20 protein-coding genes are annotated in these 22,782 nt (G+C 63.2%); 7 read left to right on the top strand and 13 right to left on the bottom strand.

The genetic code is table 11. The features are described from left to right. The first annotated feature begins 2 nt into the window (after positions 1–2). Complete coding sequence (locus tag ACOWVD_RS19590) at positions 3–926, top strand: GlxA family transcriptional regulator (RefSeq protein ID WP_015376180.1); 924 nt, start codon at positions 3–5, stop codon at positions 924–926. Here the strand turns inward: ACOWVD_RS19590 and ACOWVD_RS19585 are convergent. Continuing rightward, the gene (locus ACOWVD_RS19585; RefSeq protein ID WP_421105745.1) at positions 921–1,913 is read right to left on the bottom strand and encodes an acyltransferase; all 993 of its coding nucleotides are present in this window, start codon (positions 1,911–1,913) and stop codon (positions 921–923) included. The genes ACOWVD_RS19590 and ACOWVD_RS19585 overlap by 6 nt on opposite strands. Positions 1,914–2,130: 217 nt before the next feature. On the opposite strand from ACOWVD_RS19585, the gene ACOWVD_RS19580 reads away from it, so the two are divergent. Further along, positions 2,131–3,378, top strand: a complete 1,248-nt coding sequence (locus ACOWVD_RS19580; protein WP_197763951.1) for an MFS transporter — start codon at positions 2,131–2,133, stop codon at positions 3,376–3,378. Between the two features lie 53 nt (positions 3,379–3,431). Here ACOWVD_RS19580 and ACOWVD_RS19575 read toward each other — a convergent pair whose 3' ends face one another. Beyond that, complete coding sequence (locus ACOWVD_RS19575) at positions 3,432–4,058, bottom strand: LysE family translocator (protein WP_197763950.1); 627 nt, start codon at positions 4,056–4,058, stop codon at positions 3,432–3,434. 121 nt (positions 4,059–4,179) lie between these two features. Here ACOWVD_RS19575 and ACOWVD_RS19570 point away from each other — a divergent pair, with 121 nt between their 5' ends. Next, positions 4,180–5,091 carry a LysR family transcriptional regulator gene (locus ACOWVD_RS19570; RefSeq protein ID WP_015376176.1) on the top strand — a complete coding sequence of 304 codons (912 nt, stop codon included), beginning with the start codon at positions 4,180–4,182 and terminating at the stop codon, positions 5,089–5,091. Here the strand turns inward: ACOWVD_RS19570 and selB are convergent. From selB to fdnG, 8 genes are all read right to left on the bottom strand, one after another. Further along, positions 5,081–6,937, bottom strand: coding sequence for a selenocysteine-specific translation elongation factor (gene selB, locus ACOWVD_RS19565; RefSeq protein ID WP_160125834.1), 1,857 nt, complete (start codon positions 6,935–6,937; stop codon positions 5,081–5,083). The genes ACOWVD_RS19570 and selB overlap by 11 nt on opposite strands. Then, positions 6,934–8,328 (bottom strand): L-seryl-tRNA(Sec) selenium transferase, encoded by a 1,395-nt coding sequence (gene selA / locus ACOWVD_RS19560; RefSeq protein ID WP_088381115.1) that lies wholly within the window; start codon positions 8,326–8,328, stop codon positions 6,934–6,936. The genes selB and selA overlap by 4 nt, the downstream gene beginning before the upstream one ends. A 69-nt stretch (positions 8,329–8,397) precedes the next feature. After that, positions 8,398–9,003 carry a glutathione S-transferase gene (locus ACOWVD_RS19555; protein ID WP_033631412.1) on the bottom strand — a complete coding sequence of 202 codons (606 nt, stop codon included), beginning with the start codon at positions 9,001–9,003 and terminating at the stop codon, positions 8,398–8,400. Between the two features lie 35 nt (positions 9,004–9,038). Further along, complete coding sequence (locus ACOWVD_RS19550) at positions 9,039–9,689, bottom strand: DcrB-related protein (protein WP_004934023.1); 651 nt, start codon at positions 9,687–9,689, stop codon at positions 9,039–9,041. 114 nt (positions 9,690–9,803) lie between these two features. After that, complete coding sequence (gene fdhE, locus ACOWVD_RS19545) at positions 9,804–10,733, bottom strand: formate dehydrogenase accessory protein FdhE (protein WP_004934019.1); 930 nt, start codon at positions 10,731–10,733, stop codon at positions 9,804–9,806. Further along, positions 10,733–11,368: a formate dehydrogenase cytochrome b556 subunit gene (gene fdoI, locus ACOWVD_RS19540; RefSeq protein ID WP_004934017.1), complete on the bottom strand. Its 636-nt coding sequence runs from the start codon at positions 11,366–11,368 to the stop codon at positions 10,733–10,735. The genes fdhE and fdoI overlap by 1 nt, the downstream gene beginning before the upstream one ends. Next, on the bottom strand, positions 11,365–12,267 hold the full coding sequence (gene fdxH, locus ACOWVD_RS19535; protein ID WP_004934014.1) for a formate dehydrogenase subunit beta: 903 nt from the start codon (positions 12,265–12,267) through the stop codon (positions 11,365–11,367). Before fdxH ends, fdoI begins: the two co-directional genes overlap by 4 nt. A 12-nt stretch (positions 12,268–12,279) precedes the next feature. Further along, the gene (gene fdnG / locus ACOWVD_RS19530) at positions 12,280–15,327 is read right to left on the bottom strand and encodes a formate dehydrogenase-N subunit alpha (protein WP_103086119.1); all 3,048 of its coding nucleotides are present in this window, start codon (positions 15,325–15,327) and stop codon (positions 12,280–12,282) included. 416 nt (positions 15,328–15,743) lie between these two features. Between fdnG and sodA the strand changes: the two genes are divergently transcribed. Beyond that, on the top strand, positions 15,744–16,364 hold the full coding sequence (sodA, locus tag ACOWVD_RS19525; RefSeq protein WP_004934003.1) for a superoxide dismutase [Mn]: 621 nt from the start codon (positions 15,744–15,746) through the stop codon (positions 16,362–16,364). A 125-nt stretch (positions 16,365–16,489) separates the two neighbouring features. After that, positions 16,490–18,418 carry a methyl-accepting chemotaxis protein gene (locus ACOWVD_RS19520; RefSeq protein ID WP_197800717.1) on the top strand — a complete coding sequence of 643 codons (1,929 nt, stop codon included), beginning with the start codon at positions 16,490–16,492 and terminating at the stop codon, positions 18,416–18,418. 32 nt (positions 18,419–18,450) lie between these two features. On the opposite strand, the gene ACOWVD_RS19515 is transcribed toward ACOWVD_RS19520, so the two are convergent. Continuing rightward, entirely contained in the window at positions 18,451–19,065 is a 615-nt protein-coding gene (locus ACOWVD_RS19515) for a histidine phosphatase family protein (RefSeq protein WP_015376170.1), read from the bottom strand. A 131-nt stretch (positions 19,066–19,196) separates the two neighbouring features. Here ACOWVD_RS19515 and yiiM point away from each other — a divergent pair, with 131 nt between their 5' ends. Next, positions 19,197–19,868, top strand: coding sequence for a 6-hydroxyaminopurine reductase (gene yiiM, locus ACOWVD_RS19510; RefSeq protein WP_342139916.1), 672 nt, complete (start codon positions 19,197–19,199; stop codon positions 19,866–19,868). 103 nt (positions 19,869–19,971) lie between these two features. Beyond that, positions 19,972–20,751, top strand: a complete 780-nt coding sequence (locus ACOWVD_RS19505; RefSeq protein ID WP_049240367.1) for a class I SAM-dependent methyltransferase — start codon at positions 19,972–19,974, stop codon at positions 20,749–20,751. Positions 20,752–20,761: 10 nt separating this feature from the next. Here ACOWVD_RS19505 and ACOWVD_RS19500 read toward each other — a convergent pair whose 3' ends face one another. Beyond that, the gene (locus ACOWVD_RS19500; protein ID WP_004933989.1) at positions 20,762–21,124 is read right to left on the bottom strand and encodes a YibL family ribosome-associated protein; all 363 of its coding nucleotides are present in this window, start codon (positions 21,122–21,124) and stop codon (positions 20,762–20,764) included. Between the two features lie 73 nt (positions 21,125–21,197). Continuing rightward, entirely contained in the window at positions 21,198–22,664 is a 1,467-nt protein-coding gene (locus tag ACOWVD_RS19495; protein WP_004933986.1) for a PLP-dependent aminotransferase family protein, read from the bottom strand. Positions 22,665–22,782: the final 118 nt, after the last annotated feature.

The raw sequence follows: 22,782 nt of genomic DNA, 5'->3' as shown, positions 1-22,782 counted from the left end.
CCATGCCGCAGGCCGTCTATTTTCTGCTGTTGCCCAACGTGCTGTCGCTCGACGTCAGCGGCCCGGCGGAAACCCTGCGCCTCGCCGGGTCGTTCAGCCTGCGTTACCTCAGCCCGGCGCCGCAGGTCGTCTGCTCCATCGGCATGACGCTGAGCGGCCTGCAGCCGTTGCCCGAACGCCTGGAAGACGGCGCCATTCTGGTGCTGCCGGGCGTCGGCGATTCGCAGCGCTATTTCGCCGGTGAAGAGGCCGAGCAGGCCCGCCGCTGGCTGGCGACGCTGCGGCCCGATCTGCAGCGGCAGCGCATCACCCTGGTGTGCATCTGCTCCGGCGCGCTGCTGGCGGCGCAGGCCGGGCTGCTCGACGGCTATCAGTGCACCACCCACCACGACGTCATCGAACGCATCCGCCTGCAGGCGCCGGCGGCGCAGGTGAAAGAGAACCGCATCTTCGTCGAAGACCGCGGCGTCTACACCAGCGCGGGCATCACCACCGGCATCGATTTGGCGCTGCATCTGGTTCACCGTCACTGCGGCTCCGGCCGGGCGCGCGACGTCGCACGCGACATGGTGGTTTATTTCCGCCGCGCCGGCGACGATCCGCAGCTGTCGCCCTGGCTGCGCTACCGCAACCACCTGCACCCGGCGGTGCACCGCGCGCAGGACGTGATGGCCGCCGAGCCGGAAGCCGACTGGTCGGTGCCGCAGGTGGCGGAGAAGGCGCACGTCAGCAGCCGCCATCTGGCGCGGCTGTTTCGCAGCCACGTCGGCATCAGCGTACGGGAATATCATGAGCAGCTGCGGTTGGCGGTGGCGCAACAGCGCCTGCAGCAAGGGTATGGGTTGGAGAAGGCCGCGCTGGCGGCCGGTTTTTCTTCCGGGCGGCAGCTGCGCCGCGCCCAACAGCGCCAGCGCTCGCCGCTATGACACCAGCCGGCGGGTATCCAGCCGCTGCAGGCCGACAGACAGCAGCAGGCTGAGCCCCAGCGCCACGCCGAACACCCAGAAGATATCCAGCAGCGGGTGGCCGGTGAAATCCAGGTGCCGGCTGCGCATCACGTTAACGATAAGGGCGTGAAAACCGTAAATCGCCAGCGAATGGCGGGAAAATACGCTCAGCCAGCCGATCGGCTGCGGCAAACAGTGTTTCACCCACACCAGCAGCGCCACCGCCGCCATAAACACCAGCGGGCCGCTGTAGATGTAGTAGGTATCGGCGAAGTTGCCGTTGATGAACAGCTGATGCTTGGTGCCGCGCGCGATCAGCGCCACGCACAGCGCAAATCCCAATGCCGCCAACCAGCCCACGGCGCGCCCGCGCGCCTCCATCATGCCAATCGCCCGCCCGGCCAACGCATACAGCAGGTAGTAGAAGGTATCGCCGTAGATATACAGGTTAACCGGCAGCAGGTGCGCGTTGCCGAAGGCCAGCTTGTCGGTATTCGGGTTGGCGATCGCCGCCAACACCACCAGCGCGGCGGCCAGGTAGCGGCGCGACACCGATTTAACGCCGATCAGCGGCGACAGCAGGTAAATCACCGCGATGGCGTAGAAAAACCACAGGTGGTAAAACACCGGCTTTTGCAGGATGCCGCGCAGCGACGGCCAGAAACCGATCTTGGTGAAGGCCGCGATATAGATCAGCGCGATGGCGCTGTAGAACAGAATGCAGCAGATGATGCGGGTGAAATGCCGCCGGCCGGCGCTCTTTTCGCCGAAGAACAGGTAGCCGGAAATCATAAAGAACAGCGGCACCGACACGCGCGACAGCGAGTTCAGCACGTTGGCGATGTCCCAGTTGTGCAACCCTATCGCCGCGCCGTTGGTGATGTAATAGGTGGTGGCGTGGATCATCACCACCATCATGCACGCCATCGCCCGCAGGTTGTCTATCCAGCCGATTTTCTCGCTCAAACGCTCGCCCGATCTTGTGTCATATTGATATGTTAAGAAGAGGTTATCGGGCACGGCGTTCGGCAACAACCCAAAAGCGAAATATCAGAATGCACTTAAACAACACCTTATGATTGCGAAGGTGAACAATTGGCGGCAAAATAGCCGCCACAACTCGCTCAGTTTGCGCTTCCCGCCCTGGCAGTTCCTTTTTCTCTTTTACTATCAGTACAATAATATGAAAACGACATTACCACCTGCGGCACGTTTGGGCCGGCAGGCGCTTTTATTCCCTCTTTGTCTGGTGCTGTTCGAGTTCGCCACCTATATCGGCAACGATATGATTCAGCCGGGCATGCTGGCCGTCGTGGCGGATTTCAACGCCGGCGAAGAGTGGGTGCCCACCTCAATGACCGCCTATCTGGCCGGCGGCATTTTCCTGCAGTGGCTGCTCGGGCCGCTGTCGGATCGTCGCGGCCGTCGCCCGGTGATGCTGGCCGGGGTGGCGTTCTTCACCGTCTCCTGCCTGGCGATCCTGCTGGTCACCACCATCGAGCAGTTTATCGCCATGCGTTTCCTGCAGGGCATCGGCCTGTGCTTTATCGGCGCGGTCGGCTACGCCACCATCCAGGAGTCGTTCGAGGAGGCGGTGTGCATCAAAATCACCGCCCTGATGGCTAACGTGGCGCTGATCGCCCCGCTGCTCGGGCCGCTGGCCGGCGCGGCGTTAATCCACGTAGCGCCGTGGCAGAGCATGTTTGTGCTGTTTGCGGCGCTGGCGGCCATCGCCTTCTACGGCCTGTGGAAAGCGATGCCGGAAACCGCCACGCTGCAGGGCGAGGCGTTTTCCGCCGCCAACCTGTGGCGCGACTACCGCCAGGTGCTGGGCAACCGCCGCTTCCTGTGCGGCGCCCTGGCGATCGGTTTCGCCAGCCTGCCGCTGCTGGCCTGGATCGCCCAGTCGCCGGTGATCCTGATCAGCGGCGAGTCGCTGTCGACGCTGGACTACGGCCTGCTGCAGATCCCGGTGTTCGGCGCGCTGATCCTCGGCAACCTGACGCTGGCACGCCTGACCGGCAAAAACAGCGTGGAGCGCCTGATCAAGCTGGGCGCAGGCCCGATGCTGCTGGGGCTGCTGATCGCCGCGCTGGCGACCCAGTTCTCCAGCCACGCCTACCTGTGGATGACCGCCGGCCTGAGCCTGTACGCCTTCGGCATTGGCCTGGCCAACGCCGGGCTGTACCGCCTGACGCTGTTCTCCAGCAACGTCAGCAAGGGCACAGTGTCGGCCACGATGGGCATGCTGAGCATGATGGTGTTCACCGTCGGCATCGAGCTGGCCAAGGTCGCCTACGTCTGGGGCGGCAGCGGGCTGTTCAACCTGTTCAACCTCATCAGCGGCCTGTGCTGGCTGACGCTGGTGGCGCTGTTCCTCGGCAAACGCCGTAACGGCGACCCCACGCCGCAGCCGAACGGCGCGGCGTAAACGCGACGATAAAACGCCGGTCCGGTTTCCCGACCGGCGTTTTTTATGCGGCTTCAGCCGAGCAACCCCCACAGTGCACACCCCGTTCCCACCACCGCCACCGCCAACAACAGCAACGCCGACAGGACAGAGATCGCCCGCCGCGCGCGCTGCAGCGCCGTTCCCGACAGCAGGGTGATATAGGTCAGCAAAATGGCGAAGTCCGCCAGCACCCACAGCGCGGTCAGCAGCGTCAGGCTGGCGCCGATCGAGGGGGTGACGGCGATGAACTGCGGGAAAAAGGCGACGAAGAAGATAATGTCTTTGGGGTTGGCGATGCCCACCAGAAAACCGTTCAGGATCGCCGAGCGTTTTTGCGGCGGCGCAACGGGCTGCACATCGGGGGCTCGCGCGGATAAATCCTCATATAGCGAGACGATCGCCATACGGCCGATAAACAGGCAACCCAGCAGGCCTATCCACTGCAGCAAGCGCATATCCACGGTGAACAGCCCGGTGATAATCAGCGCGGCGACGCCGATCAGCAACAAGGAGGCTCCGTTGCTGCCCAGCGCGGTCAACAGCGCGCGCCGGGCGCCAAAGCGCGCCGCGGTGTTGGCCACCATCGCCACCACCGGCCCCGGCGTGGCGATCAGCAACAAAATGGCGGCGAAATACGCCGCCAGTAACGACAGGTTCATCTTTATTTCACTCACATTCAGTCAGTTGGCGTCGCGCCATTATCATGCCGCCGCCCCCGCCTTGAAAAAGGAGTAATCCTGTCGTTTACTGTGAATCAGACTCATTATTAGAGACGCCGCGATGGCCAGTTCCCTTCCGCCGCTTTACGCCCTGCGCGCCTTCGAAAGCGCCGCCCGCACCGGCTCGTTCACGCTGGCCGCCGAGGAGCTGCATCTCACCCCGAGCGCGGTCAGCAAGCACATCAAAACGCTGGAGCAGCACTTCGGCTGCCGGCTGTTCCAGCGCAACGGCCCGCGTATCGAGGTCACGCCGCAGGGGAAAATCTTCGCCGCCGAGCTGCAGCAAGGGTTTGGCCGCATCGAGCAAGCCTGCGAGCTGTTCAGAAGCCACCGCGATCTGCTGCGGCTGAAGGCGCCCTCCACCCTGACCCTGCGCTGGCTGCTGGACTGCCTGAGCCGGTTCCGGCAAACGGCGCAGGCGTTCGAGGTGCAGGCAGCCAGCGTCTGGATGGACATCGACAGCGTTGATTTTTTCAGCGAACCCTACGACTGCGCCATCCTGCTCGGCAACGGCCATTTTGGCGCCAATACCGCCGCCGCCAAGCTGTTCGACGAATGGCTGATCCCGATTTGCGCCCCCGCGCTGCTCGCCGACGGGCAGCGGGATCTCGCCGCCTGCCCGCTGATCCACCCGTCGCCCGATCGGCGCGACTGGCGGCGCTGGCTGCAGAAAAGCGGCATCGCGGCCCCGATCGATCTCATGCGCGGCCAGGTATTTGATTCGCTGGAACAGGGCAACGCGGCGGCCATTGCCGGGCACGGCGTCTCGATCGGCGATCTGGCGCTGAGCCTGCGGACGATTGAGGAGGGATTATTGGTGCTGCCTTGTGACGTCGCCGTGCGCACCGGCGACGGTTACTATCTGGTATGGCCGGAAGAATCGGCAAAACGGCCGCTGATCGAACGTTTACAGGCGTTTCTCACCGCCCAAACGCCCGACGTCAGCCGGGCCGCCGTCAGGTTTATCGGGTAGGGGACTCGCTACCGAACAACCCGCCGTCGCGCAGCAGATGCTCGTTGCCCTTGCGGCGGGTAAAGCCGCTGCGATCGAAGAACTCCAACACCTGGATCGCCAGCTTGCGCCCGACGCCGAGCCGATCGCGGAAATCGGCGGCGTTGGCGCCCCCGCGCTCCGCATCCAGCTCGCGGATCAGCGCCGCGAACTGATCGATGCGTCGGCTGAGGTAGTAGCGATCCACCACCACCGCCGTCACATGGCCCAGTTGGGCCGCCTTGCGCAGCAGCGCGCGCACCCGGCTCTCCTCTTCGCCCAGCTCGCTCGCCAGATCGCGCACCCACCACGGCTCGTCGCCGAACAGCGGTTCGATGCGCGCCCACAGCGGCGCCTCTTCGGCGCTGAACGCCAGGCCATGTTCCGGCAGGTGCAGCCAGCCGCGCGTATTGCGCAGCGCGCCGGCCCGCTGCAGCCGATCGATCATCATAAACACCAGCGTTTCCGGCTGCTGAGGCAGGGCCATGCGCCGCAGGCGGGCGCGCCCTAAGCCCAACTGATCGGCGTGCTGTTGGTGGTACTCCGCCAGCACCTGCAGCAGGCGGCTTTCCGCCTGTTGCACCTGATCCTGCGCCAGCGCCCGGTCACCGACGATCAGCAGATCGCGGTTCGCCAGCAGCTCGTCCAGGCCATCGTCCGTCAATTGACGTGCCCAGGCGAACGCTGCCAGTGACAGCGCGCCGTGCGGCAATTCAAGCGCCAGCGCCTGCGCATCGTCCTGCGCCAGCGCCAGGGCCTGCAGCCATGCCAGATAGTCCGGCTGACGCTTGCCGCGCTTGGGCGCATTCAGCCTGAGCACCCGAGCCGCGCCCAGCGTTTGCCGCGCGCCGATATCGCGCAGCACCAGCCGATCGTTCTGCGCCAACCACAGCGGACGATCGAGGATCAGTTCCGCCAGCCCGTCGTTCAGCAACGAAATGCGCCCGGTGATGTGGCTGGCGGCATGGTGCAGATGCAGCGGCTGCCAATGGCGGATCGGCCGATCCGTCTCCAGCGCCACCAGAATGCGTTCCGCCGCTTCGTGCGGACGCTGCGCCAGCAGCCAATCGCCGCGCGCGACCCGCTCTTTATCGACATCGCCGCTGATGTTAAGCGCAATGCGCTGCCCGGCCTGCGCCTGCTCCACGGTCTGATTCTGGGCATGCAGGCCGCGCACCCGCACCGGCGCGTCGGCGCCGGTCAGCCACAGCGTATCCCCCACCTTCACCCGGCCGCCGAGCGCGGTGCCGGTCACCACCAGCCCCGCCCCTTTGACGCTGAACGCGCGGTCTACCGCCAGGCGAAAACGGCGCGTCAGCGCATGTTCAGCGGGCGACAACGCCAGCAAATGCGCGCGCAGCGCCTCGATGCCCTCGCCCGCCACCGCCGCGGTCACGAACAACGGCGCATCGGGCCAGCCCTGGCCCGCCAGCTCGTCGCGCACCTGACCGCGCACCTCATCGATACGCGCCGCGTCCACCCGGTCGGCCTTGGTCAGCGCCACCGTCAGCGCCGGGCGCCCGCTCAGGCGCAGGATCGCCAGATGCTCGCGGGTTTGCGCCATCACGCCGTCGTCGCAGGCCACCACCAGCAACGCATGATCGATGCCACCGACGCCCGCCAGCATGTTGGCGAGGAATTTCTCGTGGCCGGGCACGTCGATAAAGCCCAGCACCCGGCCGTCCGGCTGCGGCCAGTAGGCGTAACCCAGATCGATGGTCATGCCGCGGCGCTTTTCTTCCGGCAGGCGATCCGCGTTGATCCCGGAGATCGCCTGTAGCAGGGTGGTTTTGCCATGATCGACATGGCCGGCGGTGGCGATGATCATGATGCGCTCAGCGCTGCGATCAGCGCCCCCTCCTGTTCCAGACAGCGCAGATCCAGCCACAGCCGGCCGTCGCCGAGGCGGCCGATCACCGGCTGCGGCAGACGGCGCCAGCGTTCGGCCAGCGCTTCCAGCGTGGCACCGCGGCCGTCGCGCGGCGTGAAGGTCAGGGCATAGCTGGGCAGGCGATCCACCGGCAGCGAACCGCTGCCGATCTGCGACCAGCACGGTTCGGCGCGCAGGTCGAAATCGGTGGTGAACCGCGGCGTCAGCGCCGTCAGCAGCCGCTCGGCCGCCTGTTGCATCTCCTGCTGCGGGCGAGTCAACAGCCGCAGCGTCGGCAGCTGCTCAGCCAGTTTTTCCGGCTGCAGATAAAGCCGCAGCGTGGCCTCCAGAGCCGCCAGCGTCAGCTTGCCGACGCGCAGCGCGCGCTTGAGCGGGTGCTGCTGCAGGCGCGCGATCAGCGCCTTTTTGCCGACGATGATGCCGGCCTGCGGGCCACCCAGCAGCTTATCGCCGGAGAATGTCACCAGATCGACGCCGGCGGCCAGCAGCCGCTGCGGCATCGGCTCGGCGGGCAGGCCGTACTGCGCCATATCGATCAGCGAGCCGCTGCCCAGATCGGTGGCGGTCGGCACGCCCTGTTCGGCCCCGAGCTGCGCCAGTTCGGCCTCGTCGACCGCCGCGGTAAAGCCCTGAATGCTGTAGTTGCTGGTGTGCACTTTCATTAACAAGCCAGTCTGCTCGTTGATGGCCTGGCGGTAATCCTTCAGATGGGTGCGGTTGGTGGTGCCGACCTCGACCAATTGACAGCCGGCCTGGCGCATCACGTCGGGAATGCGGAACGCGCCGCCGATTTCCACCAGCTCGCCGCGCGACACCACCACCTCTTTGCCGGGGGCGATCGCCGCCAGCATCAGCAGCACCGCCGCCGCGTTGTTATTGACGATGCAGGCGTCTTCCGCGCCGGTCAGCCGGCACAGCAGACTCGCCACCGCCCGATCGCGATGGCCACGCCCGGCGCCGTCCAGATCGTACTCCAGCGTCACCGCCTCCCCCATCACCGCGTTCACCGCATCCTTCACCGGCTGCGCCAGCAGGGCGCGCCCGAGGTTGGTGTGCAGCACAGTGCCGCTGAGGTTGAACACCGGCAATAACGCCGGGCGTTGCTGCCGGGCCAGCTCGGCCCGCAGCGCCTGCGGCCAGTCGCCGCACCAGGCCGGCAAGCGTTGCCGTTGTTTGATCGCGTCGCGCGCCTGGGCCTGCAGCCGGCGCAGCAGTTCGCCGATCAGCGTCTGGCCATGCTGCGCCACCAGCGGTTCAATCGCGGGTTCACGCAGCAGGCGGTCGATAGCGGGCAGTTGGCTGTAAAGAAGGTGGGATTCAGTGCTCATGGTCGCTCGGTTTTCAGTTTAAACGTATCGGCATAGCAAAACCCCGCCGCGGCGGGGAGAAAGGAAAGCTCAGGGCGGCGCCGTGCGGGCGAAACTTTCGCGGGCGAACAGGCGTTCGGCCAGTTTGACCAGCGCCGGGCGTTCGACGCACCAGTTGGGCAGGATGCGGCGGAAATTGAGGTAGCCCAGCGCGCAGCCGGTGGCGATATCCGCCAGCGTCAGCCGCTCGGCATTGAGCCACGCTTTTTCCCGCGCCAGCGCCTCCAGCGCGTCCAGACCCTGCGTCAGCTTGTCACGCTGGCGCAGCATCCAGCTTTCGTCCTGTTTTTCCGGCGCGCGCCGGCTTTCGCGGAACAGCGTCGCCGCCGCTTCGGTCACGCCGTCCGCCAGCGCCGCCACCTGCCGGACGCGCAGCGCAGCGGCGCGCTCGACCGGCAAAAACGCCGGCTCCACCGCCAGCAGCTCGAGGTATTCGGCCACCACCGGCGAGTCGTAAAACACCTCGCCGTCATCGGCGATCAGCACCGGCACCTTGGCGAGCGGGTTCAACTCCTTCACCCGGCTGCCGGGCTCATACGGCGGATCGTTGACGAACTCGAACGCAATCCCCTTCTCCAGCAGCATCACGGAAATCTTGCGCACAAAGGGGCTGGTGTAACTGCCGATAAGCTTCATCCGGTCTCCTCCGCTTCGTCCTGGCTGCGGCGTCCTTACTTCACCGCCAGGGTATCGATAATCCGCTGCACCAGCGCCTGATGCACTTCCGGCGTTTTGGCCGGCGACAGCATTTGCAACGTCACCACCCGCTTGTTGAACACCGTCAACACCAGGGTGGAGACCACCTTTTGCCCGTTGACGGTCTGTTCGGTATCCACCCGGCGAAACTTCTGTTTGCCGACGCTGAAGTTCTCTTCTTTGGTGGTCTGGATATTCTGATAGCGCTCGGCCAGCACCGTGATGGCGCTCTGCGTCAGCTCTTTCAGCATTTTGTCGCTGGTGTTGAGCTTCATGCCGTCCGGCGGGATCACTTCGGACGAGACCGCGCTCTGGCGCGACTTGCCGTCAAGGAAGCGCTGAATGGTGGAGGTGCTGTCGTTGATGATGCCGCTGTTCAGCGTTTGATCGCTAAAGCCCGGCGGCAGCTCGAAGGTGATCTTGCCCTTCTGCAGCGACACATTCAGCCCCGGCGGCGCGGGCGGGGTTTCTACCGGCGCAGGCGGCGGCGGTGGCGCGGGCTGCGTCACGGTCGGCTTGGTGTCCGGCGGCGGCACCGCCGGTTTGGTGTCGTCTTTGTTGTCGCAGGCCGCCAGTCCAACCGCCAACACGGCGACCGCGGTCAGTTTTGCCAGGGTGTTTAACATCGTGGTTCCTTTCGCTTGGCGCGTTATGGCCTAAACGTAGCAACTCGCCCGGGCGATTGCCAGAAGCCCGTTCTGAAATTGCTCATCCGGCCCCGCGCGAACGGGGCCGGGCGGTTACTCCGCCGGGAACAGGAACGGATTGATGCTGCTGCGGCCGAAGCCTTCTTCTTCCATACGGGCGTCCAGCACCAGCGAAGCCAGATCGTCGGCCACCGCTTCGACCTGCGGGTCTTTTTCCTGATAGAGGATCTTCAGGTAAGTGCCGCAGTCGCCGCAGCTCTCCGCCTTCACCGCCGCCTGCTCGCTGTCCAGCGACCAGTAGTTGAGATCGCGAGTCTGCTCGCAGTTGCTGCACTTCACCCGCACCACGTGCCATTCGCTTTCGCACAGGTTGCAGTGCAGGTAGCGCAGGCCGTTGACGGTGCCGATGTGCACCATGCTGGAGACCGGGATGCTGCCGCACACCGGGCAGAACTGGCGCTGCTCGCCGTATTCGGCGCGCGCCTTGCCGGGGATCAGGCTGGCCATCTGCGCCCAATAGAGCGACAGCGCGGCCCAGAGAAACGGCGCCTTCTCGCTGCCTACCTTGCCGAACTCGCGGTTGAGCAAGGCGTCGGCCATCAGCTCCAGCTCGTGCGCCGAGGCCTTCTCCAGGTTGTCCAGCACCGCCAGAATGTGTTCCGGCGCCTGCGGGCGCAGCTCGGCGATCAGCGACGTCAACAGCTTGCGCCAGTGCTCGCTGCGCGGGAACACGCTCAGATCGAGCGGCGGTTTGCCGCTGGCGGCGCCCTGCGCCAACGCTTCGCTAAGATCGAGCGCCAGCGGGTTATCGTGCAGCGCATGCTGCTGCGCCTGCGCCAGCTCGGCGGCGAAGTTCAGGTAGTCACCCAGCGGGTTGTCGACAGCCAGCTGACGCAGACGTTCGGCGCGGCGGCTGTACAGGCTTTTCAGGTTGGCGAAAAGTAACGGCGGGATGTTCTCCGCCGTTGTGGACTTCTCACGCTGTGCCCCTAACTGCTCTTTAGGAACGATGCGGATACTCATCAGGGTTTATCTTCCTGTCGTTTCTCGCGGACCTCACGGTACCAGCGCGGATGATGTTTCTTGGCCCAGGCCGCCGGCACCCAGCCTTCCACCATCGCGGTAATGGTGCCTTTTACCCACAATGCGGCGTAAATGTGCACCATAATCACGATGATAAGGCCGACCGCGGCCAGCGAATGTACCAGCAGCGCGATGCGGATCAGCGGAATGGAGAACGACGGCGCAAAATACGGCCGCCAGATCACCACTCCGCTGGCCAGCAGCAGCACCAGGCTGATAATCGCCGCCCAGAACACGCACTTCTGGCCGAAATTATATCGCCCGGTATCACCCACTTCCTCGTTCATGGCGATTTTGTGGATGTTCTTGGCCCAGACGATATCTTCCCGGTTGATCAGGTTGTGCTTCCAGTAGCGCAGGAACATCAGCAGGAACGCGGCGAACATGATCACCCCGACAAACGGGTGCAGAATGCGCGCCAGCTGCGGCGTCCCGAAGATGTTCATCAGCCAGTTGAAGGAGGGGAAGAAGAACCCCAGCCCGCTGATGGCGGCGAACACGAAGCAGAACGCCACGATCCAGTGGTTGATGCGCTCCGGCGCGCTGTAACGCTGAATGGGCTTTTCCTTTCTCATTTGCGCGTCTCCTCGTCGTGCGACTCGTCGTGCTCGTCCTCATCCTCGACGCGGTTAGGCCCGACGCCGACATAGTGGAACACGCTGGCCGCGAAGGTGGCGGCAAAGCCGATGGCCGCCAGGGGTTTCCACACGCCCTTCCAGAAGGTCACCGCCGGGCTGATGCTCGGGTTGTCCGGCAAACCGTGGTACAGCTGCGGTTTGTCGGCGTGGTGCAACACGTACATCACGTGCGTGCCGCCCACCCCCGCCGGATCGTACAGACCGGCGTTCTGGTAACCGCGGGTGTTCAGCTCGCTGACGCGATCCGCCGCCACCTGCTTCATCGCTTCCTTGGTGCCGAAGTGAATGGCGCCGGTCGGGCAAGTTTTCACGCAGGCCGGTTCCTGGCCGACGTCCACGCGGTCGACGCACAGGGTGCACTTGTACACCCGGTTGTCGTCCTTGTTCATGCGCGGCACGTCGAACGGGCAGCCGGCGATGCAGTAGCCGCAGCCGATGCAGTGCTCGGACTGGAAGTCGACGATGCCGTTGGCGTACTGAATGATCGCGCCTTCCGACGGGCAGGCCTTCAGGCAGCCCGGATCGGCGCAGTGCATGCAGCCGTCCTTGCGGATCAGCCATTCCAGCTTGCCGTTTTCCTCCACCTCGGAGAAGCGCATCACCGTCCACGACTTGGCGGTCAGATCGGCGGGGTTATCGTACACCCCGACGTTGTGTCCCACTTCGTCGCGGATGTCGTTCCATTCGGAACAGGCCACCTGACAGGCCTTGCAGCCGATACAGGTGGTGACATCGATCAGTTTGGCCACTTCTTCCTGGTGGTCACGGGCGCGCGGCGCCGGCGTGAAACCATTGGTGGCGGATTTACGAATGATGTCTTGAGATTGCATGGCCATAATTCGTCTCCGTTACACCTTTTCCACGTTGACCAGGAACGCCTTGAACTCCGGCGTTTGCGTATTGGCGTCGCCGACGAACGGCGTCAGCGTGTTGGCGATAAAGCCTTTCTTCGCCACCCCTTCGTAACCCCAGTGGATCGGGATGCCGATGGTGTCGACTTCCTGGCCGTGCACCTGCAGCGTGCGAATACGCTTGGTCACCACCGCCTTGGCTTTGATGTAGCCACGGTTGGAGCTGACTTTCACGGTATCGCCCTGCTTGATGCCCTTCTTCTCCGCCAGCTTTTCGCCGATTTCCACGAACTGTTCCGGCTGGGCGATGGCGTTCAGCCGCGCGTGCTTGGTCCAGTAGTGGAAGTGCTCGGTCAGACGATAGGTGGTGCCGACGTAAGGGAACTTGTCGGATTTGCCCATCGCCGCCAGATCGTCCTTGAACACGCGCGCCGCCGGGTTGGACACCACGTTCGGGTGCAGCGGGTTGGTGCCGAGCGGCGTTTCGAACGGCTCGTAGTGTTCAGGGAACGGCCCTTCCGCCATCTTGTCGGTGGCGAACAGGCGGCCCATGCCTTCCGGTTGCATGATGAACGGCCCAACGTCGCTGCCCGGCGCGGCGGTGCTGTAGTCCGGGATATCGGCCCCGACCCACTTGGCGCCGTCCCACTCGAGCAGCTGGCGTTTCGGATCCCACGGTTTGCCCTGCGGATCCGCCGAGGCGCGGTTGTACAGAATGCGACGGTTGAGCGGCCATGCCCAGGCCCAGCCCAGCGTGTTGCCGAGGCCGGACGGATCGGCGTTGTCGCGCCGCGCCATCTGGTTGCCGGCCGGCGTCCAGCTGCCGGCGAAGATCCAGCAGCCGCTGGCGGTGGTGCCGTCGTCGCGCAATTGCGCGAACGAGCTGAGCAGTTCGCCTTTTTTCACCAGCACTTTGCCGTCGGCATCCAGCAGATCCGCCAGCGCCTTGCCGTTGTTCTCCTGCGCCACCTCTTCCGGCGCCGGGTTGTCCGGCGTCAGGTAGTCCCAGGTCATGTTCAGCACCTGCTCAGGCACCGCGCCACCGTCGCGCGCATACATCTCGCGCAGGCGGCTGAAGATGCCCGCCAGGATCTCGCCGTCGTTCAGCGCTTCACCCGGGGCGTCCGCGCCTTTCCAGTGCCACTGCAGCCAGCGGCCGGAGTTGACGATCGAGCCGTTCTCTTCGGCGAAGCAGGTGGACGGCAGGCGGAACACTTCGGTCTGGATCTGCGACGGATCCACTTCGTTGAACTCGCCGTGGTTCTGCCAGAAGTTGGAGGTCTCGGTGTTCAACGGATCGATGGTCACCAGGAACTTCAGCTTGGACAGCGAAGCCACCACCTTGTTTTTGTTCGGGAACGACGCCACCGGGTTAAAGCCCTGGCAGAAGTAGCCGTTGACCTTGCCCTGCGCCATCATCTCGAAGTACTGCAGCACGTCGTAGCCTTTGTCCCACTTCGGCAACCAGTCAAAGCCCCAGCTGTTGTCCTTCTGCGCCTTGTCGCCGTAGAAGGTCTTCATCATGCTGACGAAGAATTTCGGGTAGTTGCCCCAGTAGTTCACCTGGCCCGGCAGCAGCGCCTTCGGCGTGTTAGCCTTCAGGTAGGTCTCGAGATCGGTCTGTTTCTCCGACGGCAGCGTCAGGTAGCCCGGCAGGCTCTGCGACAGCAGGCCGAGATCGGTCAGACCCTGGATGTTGGAGTGGCCACGCAGCGCGTTGACGCCGCCGCCCGCCATGCCCATGTTGCCGAGCAGCAGCTGGATCATCGCCATGGTGCGGATGTTCTGTGCGCCGACCGAGTGCTGAGTCCAGCCCAGGGCGTACAGGAACGAAGCGGTCTTATCCGCCACGCAGGTTTCGGCGATGTATTCACACACCTTGAGGAAATCGTCCTTCGGCGTGCCGCAGATGTTGCTCACCACGTCAGGCGTGTAGCGGCTCACGTGCTGCTTCAGCAGGTTCCACACGCAGCGCGGATCCTGCAGCGTGACGTCGCGCTTGGCGAAGCCGTTCTCGTCGAACTGGTAGTTCCAGGTGGTTTTGTCGTACTTGCGGTTTTCCGCGTCGTAGCCGCTGAACAAGCCGTCTTCGAAGGCAAAGTCTTCCCGCACCAGCAGGCTGGCGTTGGTGTAGGCCTCGACGTATTCGCGGTTAAATTTGTTGTTAGTCATCAGATACAGCAACACGCCCGACAGGAAAGCGATGTCGGTCCCGGAGCGGATCGGCGTGTAGAAGTCCGCCACCGATGCGGTTCGGGTAAAGCGCGGATCGATCACGATCAGCTTGGCATTGTTGTGTATTTTGGCTTCCATCGCCCAGCGGAACCCCACCGGATGCGCTTCCGCCGCATTACCGCCCATGACGATAATCAAATTCGCGTTCTTGATATCAACCCAGTGGTTGGTCATCGCACCGCGACCAAATGTTGGAGCAAGACTTGCTACCGTTGGTCCGTGTCAGACACGCGCCTGGTTGTCTACGGCAAGCATGCCGAGAGCGCGACTAAATTTTTGCGACAGAAAACCGGTTTCGTTGCTGGCGGCCGAGGCGCACAGCATGCCGGTGGTCAGCCAGCGGTTGACGGTAACGCCCTGGTCGTTGGTTTTGATGAAGTTGGCGTCACGGTCTTCCTTCACCAGCTTGGCGATGCGGGTAAAGGCGTCGTCCCAGCTGATGCGCTGCCATTTGTCCGACCCTGGCGCCCGGTATTCCGGGTACTTGAGGCGGCTTTCGCTGTGGATGAAGTCAACCAGGCCGGCGCCTTTCGGGCAAAGCGCGCCGCGGTTTACCGGGTGATCCGGATCCCCTTCGATATGGAAAATGCTTTCTTTGGCGTTTTTGGCGCCATCACCAAGGCTGTACATCAACAGCCCACAGCCGACGGAACAATACGTACAGGTATTACGGGTCTCGCGGGCGCGCAGCAGTTTGTACTGCCGGGTTTCCGCCAACGCCACTTCGGGGGCAAAGCCCAGCGCGGCCACCGTCGTTCCTGCCATACCGCCAGCGCAGATCTTAAAGAACTGCCTTCTGCTGACCTGCATGGGGGTCTCCTTTACTCTCGATTGTCACATTGTTCAAATGCGCCTGCCCGCTAGCGCGGCAAACGCGAATGTCACTGTTGTTATGCTTGCTACGAACGCCGGCCATATTACCACAGCGTGCTTGTGGTTGTTACACACTCGTGCTCATTCAGTGAACGCATTGGCACATTTCGATACATTTCGGCGTTGGCGCTCCCTACAGTATAGAGAGTAACCAACGCGCCGGGGCGGCGGTTCGACGCGGCCCCCCAGCGCCCTCTTCTATCAGCATGTTAACGCAACGATTTGTTCATTAACCACACAGTTAACAGGGCATTGATAATCATTTTCAATATCATTTAATTAACTATAATGATCCGACTGCTTACGCGGTGCTCGCCCTTTGCGCCGCCCATACACCACTGGAGATGATGATTATGAGTTATTCACTGCCATCCCTGCCGTACGCTTACGACGCACTGGAACCGCATTTCGACAAGCAGACGATGGAAATCCATCACACCAAACACCACCAGACCTACGTCAACAACGCCAACACCGTGCTGGAAGCCTACCCTGAGCTGGCCAAATACAGCGTTGAAGAGCTGATCCAGGATCTGGATAAAGTGCCTGCCGACAAACGCACCTTCATGCGCAACAACGCCGGCGGCCACGCCAACCACAGCTTCTTCTGGAAAAACCTGAAAACCGGCACCACGCTGGGCGGCGATCTGAAAGCGGCCATCGAGCGCGATTTCGGCAGCGTTGAGAAATTCCAGGAAGAGTTCGAGAAAGCCGCAGCCACCCGCTTCGGTTCCGGTTGGGCCTGGCTGGTGCTGAAAGACGGCAAGCTGGCCGTAGTGTCTACCGCCAACCAGGACAGCCCGCTGATGGGCGAAGCCGTCGCCGGCGCTTCCGGTTTCCCAATCATCGGCCTGGACGTGTGGGAACACGCTTACTACCTGAAATATCAGAACAAACGTCCTGACTACATCAAGGCGTTCTGGAACGTGGTCAACTGGGATGAAGCCGCCGCGCGCTTCGCCGCGAAGAAGTAATTCGCCCCTGTTGATGAAGATGCCCGCCGCCGGCGGGTATTTTTTTGCCTGAAACCCGCTAAAGTTTGACCACTTCCTGCCGATGGTTTGTTCAATTGACGTTCGCCCGGAGAAGGAAAAACGCTATGGCGGCATTGCAAGCATTGGCAGGAAAGTTCACTCATCTCACCGTAGGTAAAAAGCTCGGCCTCGGCTTCGCGCTGTTGCTGCTGTTGGCGGTCGTCATCGCCGGCACCGGAGCGCAATATCTGCATATCATTGAATCCCGCGCCGATCGTATCGACTTCAGCAACCGGCTGAACGAGGAGATCAACCAGGCCAAATACAACCGCGCCATGTACGGCCAGACCTACCAGCCGGAGTATCTGCAGAACAACCGCGCCAATATTGAAAACGCCGTCAAACTGATAGAGCAGGGACAGGCGCTGGACTGGGACGCCCAAAGCCGCAAGGATCTGCAGCGTCTGGTGACGCTGATCGGGGAATATCAGCAGCAGCAAAAGGTCTTTGAGCAAGCGGTCTCGGCGAAAGACGCCGTGCGCCAGAGCTGGAACATGTCGGAAGTGCAGGCCAGCCTGAGCCAGGTGGAGCGCCAGCTGACCAACGGCGATCTGCAACTGGCCTTCATCCAACTGAACCAGAAGCTGACCCAGGTGCGCTACGGCGCGCGCGGCCTGCTGCTGAGCCTGAACAAGGAAACCGAAGCGCCGCTGATGGCGGCCATCGACGACGCGCGCGACGCGGCCAACGCCCTGAGCCGCCGGGTCAGCGACGCGCAGCGCCCGCAGCTGCAGCCGCTGCTGGCCGCTTTGGACGATTACAAAAACCGCATCGCGGCCTACCTACCGGCCTATGAGCACGAGCAGCAAATCAGCCGACAGCTCGGTGAACGCGCGCATGAGATCGGCACGCTGGTGAACGCCTTTATGCAAGACGAACTGGCGCAGACGCGCAGCAACATCAACCTGGCGCAGCTGCAGATGGGCATCACCACCCTGATCGCGATTATCGCCGGAGTGCTTATCGCCTGGCGTATCACGCTGCAGATCACCCGTCCGCTGCAAAGTACGCTGGCGATGGCGGAACGCATCGCCGGCGGCGATCTGCGCCAGGCGCAGACCAGCACCCGCCGCGATGAGTTGGGGCAGTTGCTGAACGCGGTGGCGGCGATGAGCCAAAATCTGCGCACCATGATTGAGAAGATCCAGATGGGGGTCAGCCAGGTCTCCACCGCCTCGGCGGAAATCGCCGCCGGCAACACCGATCTCTCTTCCCGCACCGAGCAGCAGGCGGCGGCGGTCGAGGAAACCGCCGCCAGCATGGAACAGCTGACCGCCACGGTGAAACAGAACGCCGACAACGCCCATCATGCCAATCAGCTGGCCACCGACGCCTCGCAGACCGCGCAACAGGGCGGCAAGCTGGTGGAGAACGTGGTCAGCACCATGCGCGATATTTCCAGCAGTTCGCAGCGTATCGCCGAAATTACTACCCTGATCAACGGCATTGCCTTCCAGACCAACATCCTGGCGCTCAACGCCGCGGTGGAAGCAGCGCGCGCCGGCGAACAGGGCCGCGGCTTCTCGGTGGTCGCCAGCGAAGTGCGCAGCCTGGCGAGCCGCAGCGCCCAGGCGGCGAAGGAGATCGAAGGGCTGATCGCCGAATCGGTCAGCCGGGTGAAAACCGGCACCGAACTGGTGGAAAGCACCGGCAATACCATGGAGCAGATCGTCCGCTCGGTCACCCACGTGCGCGACATCATGGCCGAGATCGCCGCCGCCTCCGATGAACAGACGCGCGGCATCGCCCAGATTGGCCAGGCGATCGTCGAAATGGACCATACCACTCAGCAGAACGCCGCGCTGGTGGAAGAGTCCGCCGCCGCCGCCGATTCGCTGGAAGAGCAGGCGGAGATGCTGCTGCAGAGCGTTTCGGTGTTCCGTTTGGCGGAGCAGACCGAACCCGCCGCCGTGAAAGCCGCCGCGCCGAAAGCGCCGGCCGTAAAACCCGCGGCCGCCAACGCCGCAGCGGAAGAGAACTGGACCACCTTCTGACGCCATCAGGCGAGGAATATCCGTTCCTCGCCCTATCTTTGTGGCAACAGGTGGGTCGCAACTCCCCAATTCAACAAATTAAAACCAGAGGCGGTCGCATCAAGCATTGCGTAGCCGCAATTGCGATGACCGTATCTGCGGAGGTCCTCCTGCGGGTCAGCCCCTTTAAGCCACCAAATCAGTGCCTGCAGAGCATGGCCGTGCGTAACCACACCAAGCGTTTGATTTTGTCCATCGACAGCCAGATCGGACAGACAAGCCATCAGGCGCCAGGCAACCTCATAAGCATTCTCCCCTCCCGGAGCCGACGCCTCTGCCTTACCGGCAAAGAGGCACTGCGTCGCTTCAGGATAATCGCGCATGGCCTGCGCATAAGATAATCCTTCCAGTCGGCCAAAATCTTGCTCCTGCAAACGCTTATCCATTTGCACAGTGCAGCCACATCTCTCAGCCAACGTCTCCGCTGTCGTAAAAGCCCGGCCAGCCGGTGAACTGATCAACAAAGTGACCGATAACATTTGCAAGCGAGCGCCAAGCCCAGCGATTTGACGTCGCCCCTCTTCTGTCAGCGGACTGTCACTTCGCCCCTGAATAATCCCCGAGCGGTTCCATTCTGACTCCGCATGCCTCAATACAATGAAACGCATGGTTTTTTCTCGACGATAAAAGCCTAAATATAGACAGGAAAAACACATCCTTCCGTACAGGTAAACGCCGGGTAGTGTACGGGAACAACTCAGGCTATGCTGAGCCCTCGACGCGAGACACGGAGGCGCACATGCATCACCCAGACGTTTACATCGGCAGCATTCAACCCTATGAGGGCGGGCGCCCCAGCGCCATCGCCAAGCGCCAGGTGGATGGCGCCATCCGGCTCACGCCGCTCGGCCTGGAGGGTGACGAACAGGCAGAGAAAAGCTATCACGGCGGGCCGGACCGCGCGCTGTGCCACTACCCGCGCGAGCATTACGCCCACTGGCGCGAGCAGTTTCCGGCGCAGGCGGAGCAATTTTGCGCCCCGGCCTTCGGCGAGAATCTCTCCACCGAAGGGCTGACCGAACACAACGTGTTTATGGGCGACATCTTCCGCTGGGGCGAGGCGCTGATCCAGGTCACTCAGCCGCGCTCGCCGTGCTTCAAGCTCAACTATCACTTCGCCATCGAGGATATTTCTCTGCTGATGCAGCAAAGCGGCCGCTGCGGCTGGCTGTATCGGGTTGTGTCGCCGGGCGCGGTCAGCGGCGACCGTCCGCTGGAGCTGGCGGCGCGCAGCAGCGACGTGACGGTCGCCGAAGCCATCGCCATCGCCTGGCATATGCCGTTCGACGCGGAACAGTACCGCCGCCTGTTGGCGGTGGCCGGCCTCTCCGCCAGCTGGAGCAAGACCATGCTCACGCGGCTCGCCGAAGGGCGCCTCGAGGACTTCAATCGCCGCCTGCTCGGCCGTTGAACGCGCGGGCGGAAAAGATGAAAAACGTGCGCCGGATGCCGCGCTAACCCTTTTCTTCCGCCTATACTGTAGCCGCACGTTTTTTCAGCCAGGAGCCAGGTATATGACCACCCCGACCCATTCGATTCATCACGCCGCCGCCGAAGGCTATCAGGCCAATGCCGATCGCTATGTGAAAGGCCGGCCGGATTACCCGCCGGAAATCGCCGTCTGGCTGCGTGACGTCATCGGTCTGCACGCCGGCATGACGGTCATCGATCTCGGCGCCGGCACCGGCAAGTTCACCCCGCGCCTGCTGGAAACCGGCGCGCAGGTGATCGCCGTCGAACCGGTGCCGCAAATGCTGGAAAAACTGTCGGCGGCGCTGCCGCAGGTGAAAACGCTGGCGGGCACCGCCGAGGCGATCCCGCTGCCGGACGAGTCGGTGGATGCGGTGGTCTGCGCCCAGTCCTTCCATTGGTTCGCCACGCCGCAGGCGCTGGCGGAAATCCAGCGCATTCTCAAGCCCGGCGGCAAACTCGGCCTGGTGTGGAACATGCGCGATGCGCGTGTCGGTTGGGTGCGTAAACTGAATCAGATCGTCGATAGCCACGAAGGCGATGCGCCGCGTTTCTATACCGGCGAATGGCGCAAGTTCTTCCCGTTCAAAGGCTTTGAACCGCTGCAGGAGCAGGTGTTTATGCTGGGCCACCGGGGCGCAGTGGAGGACGTGATCTACAACCGCGTGCGTTCAACCAGCTTTATCGCCGCGCTGCCGCAGCCGCAACAGGAGCAGGTTATCGATCAATTGCGCCAACTGGTGGCGGAAGAAGAGGAGCTGCAGGGCCAGGACACGGTCACCGTGCCCTATCAGACCAAGGCGTATTTCACCACCAAGGTCTGACGCCCGGGGTTCAGAACGCTTTCTTGGCGTAGCCGGTGACCGCTTTCAGGCCCATCTCGCGGCCCAGCGCGGTCATCGGGTGCACCACGATCAGCCCGCGCGCGCTTTTCTTCAGCGCGCCCATATCGGCCTGCTCTTTCTTGGTGATCTCGCGGCTGAACGGCAGCTTGCTCAGCTTCTGCGCTTCGGCGCTCAGCTTCTCGCCGCGCACGTTTTTCAGGCGCTCGATCTCCGTCGCCAGCTTCTCTTTCTCTTTGGTGTGCTGTGCGATCAACTCAGGATTGCCCTGTTGGATCACGGTGGCGTCTTTGTGGTTCAAGGCGTCCAGCAGGTCGCTCAGGCGCTTGATCTCTGCCTTTTCTTTCTCTTTCATGGTCTCTGGCCCGTTGTGCCCAAAATGGCACGCTAATCAATGATACCGGCATTGTAGCAAAAGGCGCGCGCCGTTACCCGTCCTGCGCAATGCCGGGCGGCAGGCCGCTCATCTCGCAGGCTTTGGCGCCCAGCCGGGCCAGCGCCTGGGTGTAGCGCGCGTTGAACGGGTAGCAGCAGGAGAGCCGCAGCGCGTTGCGGTAACGCCCGCTGGGCGAATACAGGGTGCCCGGCGTCAAACAAATCTGCTCCTCCAGCAGCTGATGGAACAGCGCCACGCTGTCCACGCCGGGAGGGAATTCGACCCAGAACACGAAGCCGCCCGCCGGCTGCGTGGCCAGCGTGCCGCGCGGGAAATGCCGGGCGATCAGCGCCCGTGCCTCGTCCACCTGAGCGGCATAGCGCTTACGCAGGTTGCGCAAATGGTGATCGTAGCCGCCGCTCTCCAGGAAGGTCGCCAGCGTTTCCGACAGCAGCTGTGACTCGGACATCGACGACACCGCCTTCAGCTTGCGCAACGCCTCATGGAAACGGCCGCCGCAGATCCAACCGACGCGAAAATCCGGCGCCAGCGTTTTGGTAAAGCTGGAGCAAAACAGCACCCAGCCGTCGCGATCGAACGCCTTCACCGCCGGTGACAGCGCGCCGCCGAACTGGATCTCGGCATACAGCCCATCTTCAATCAACGGCACCTGATGATCGTTCATCAGCCGCGCCAGCCGCTTTTTCGCCGCCAGCGGCATGGTGCAACCCAGCGGGTTTTGCACCGTCGGCATGGCGATCACCGCATTCAGCCGCTTCTCGTTCAGCAGCAGCTCCAGCGCGTCCAACGACAGCCCCAGCTGCGGATCGGTAGGGATTTCCAGCGCTTTCAGCCCCAGGCTGGCCAGCAGCGGCAGCAGGTAAAAGTAGGTCGGCGACTCCAGCCCGACGCAGTCGCCCGGTTGGGTGGTGACGCGCAGCGCCAGCTGCAGTGCCTCCATGCAGCCGTGGGTCAGCACCACGTCGCCCGGCTCCAACAGCATGCCGAGCGTCATCGAGCGGCGGGCGATCTGCTGACGCAGCCGCAGGCTGCCGGGCGGCAACGGGTACTGCCCGATCAGATCCGGCTGGCGGCGCAGCTGAGAGGACAGCATGCGCCCCAACTTGCCGCCGGGATAAAAGTCGCTGGTCTGCGGGCAAGCCAACGCAATATTGGTGAAGGCCGGGTTTTGCTGGGCGGCGAACACGGTGTCGATCAGCGCCAGCACGTCGTCCGCCGGCGGTTCGATACGGCCGCTGGGCGCCGAGGCCATCTTCAGCGCCGGCAACGTGCTGCGCACATAAAACCCCGACTGTGGCCGTGCTTCGATCAGCCCGCGATCCTCCAGCGTGCGGTAAGCCGACACCACGGTATTGATGCTGACGCGATGGGTTTGCGCACAGCGCCGCACCGAAGGCAAGCGGTCGCCGGGCCGCAGCGTGCCGCGGCGAATGGCCTCGGCCAGCGTATCCGCCAGCTGCAGGTAACGGGTATCCGGGGTTTCATCGAGCAGGGTCACAGTTTCTCTCCAGGCAATGGGTACAGTTTACATTTCGCACAACTGTAACCATGACAATAGCCGATTTGTGGTTCTGTCACCATCCCATTGCAGCGATTATGCTGATCCTCTCGTTATC

The sequence above is a fragment of the Serratia sp. SA088 genome, assembly GCF_049065515.1.
GTDB lineage: Bacteria > Pseudomonadota > Gammaproteobacteria > Enterobacterales > Enterobacteriaceae > Serratia > Serratia nematodiphila.
This window is presented reverse-complemented; position numbering and strand designations above follow the sequence as displayed.

Bases quoted from the DNA above. Each gene is read 5' to 3' on its own strand.
- fdhE (WP_004934019.1), bottom strand. From the start codon at position 10,733: ATGAGTATCCGCATCGTTCCTAAAGAGCAGTTAGGGGCACAGCGTGAG.
- yiiM (WP_342139916.1), top strand. From the start codon at position 19,197: ATGCATCACCCAGACGTTTACATCGGCAGCATTCAACCCTATGAGGGC.
- selA (WP_088381115.1), bottom strand. From the start codon at position 8,328: ATGAGCACTGAATCCCACCTTCTTTACAGCCAACTGCCCGCTATCGAC.
- ACOWVD_RS19580 (WP_197763951.1), top strand. From the start codon at position 2,131: ATGAAAACGACATTACCACCTGCGGCACGTTTGGGCCGGCAGGCGCTT.
- ACOWVD_RS19575 (WP_197763950.1), bottom strand. From the start codon at position 4,058: ATGAACCTGTCGTTACTGGCGGCGTATTTCGCCGCCATTTTGTTGCTG.
- ACOWVD_RS19570 (WP_015376176.1), top strand. From the start codon at position 4,180: ATGGCCAGTTCCCTTCCGCCGCTTTACGCCCTGCGCGCCTTCGAAAGC.
- ACOWVD_RS19520 (WP_197800717.1), top strand. From the start codon at position 16,490: ATGGCGGCATTGCAAGCATTGGCAGGAAAGTTCACTCATCTCACCGTA.
- selB (WP_160125834.1), bottom strand. From the start codon at position 6,937: ATGATCATCGCCACCGCCGGCCATGTCGATCATGGCAAAACCACCCTG.
- ACOWVD_RS19515 (WP_015376170.1), bottom strand. From the start codon at position 19,065: ATGCGTTTCATTGTATTGAGGCATGCGGAGTCAGAATGGAACCGCTCG.
- fdoI (WP_004934017.1), bottom strand. From the start codon at position 11,368: ATGAGAAAGGAAAAGCCCATTCAGCGTTACAGCGCGCCGGAGCGCATC.
- ACOWVD_RS19555 (WP_033631412.1), bottom strand. From the start codon at position 9,003: ATGAAGCTTATCGGCAGTTACACCAGCCCCTTTGTGCGCAAGATTTCC.
- ACOWVD_RS19550 (WP_004934023.1), bottom strand. From the start codon at position 9,689: ATGTTAAACACCCTGGCAAAACTGACCGCGGTCGCCGTGTTGGCGGTT.
- fdxH (WP_004934014.1), bottom strand. From the start codon at position 12,267: ATGGCCATGCAATCTCAAGACATCATTCGTAAATCCGCCACCAATGGT.
- sodA (WP_004934003.1), top strand. From the start codon at position 15,744: ATGAGTTATTCACTGCCATCCCTGCCGTACGCTTACGACGCACTGGAA.
- ACOWVD_RS19590 (WP_015376180.1), top strand. From the start codon at position 3: ATGCCGCAGGCCGTCTATTTTCTGCTGTTGCCCAACGTGCTGTCGCTC.
- ACOWVD_RS19505 (WP_049240367.1), top strand. From the start codon at position 19,972: ATGACCACCCCGACCCATTCGATTCATCACGCCGCCGCCGAAGGCTAT.
- ACOWVD_RS19500 (WP_004933989.1), bottom strand. From the start codon at position 21,124: ATGAAAGAGAAAGAAAAGGCAGAGATCAAGCGCCTGAGCGACCTGCTG.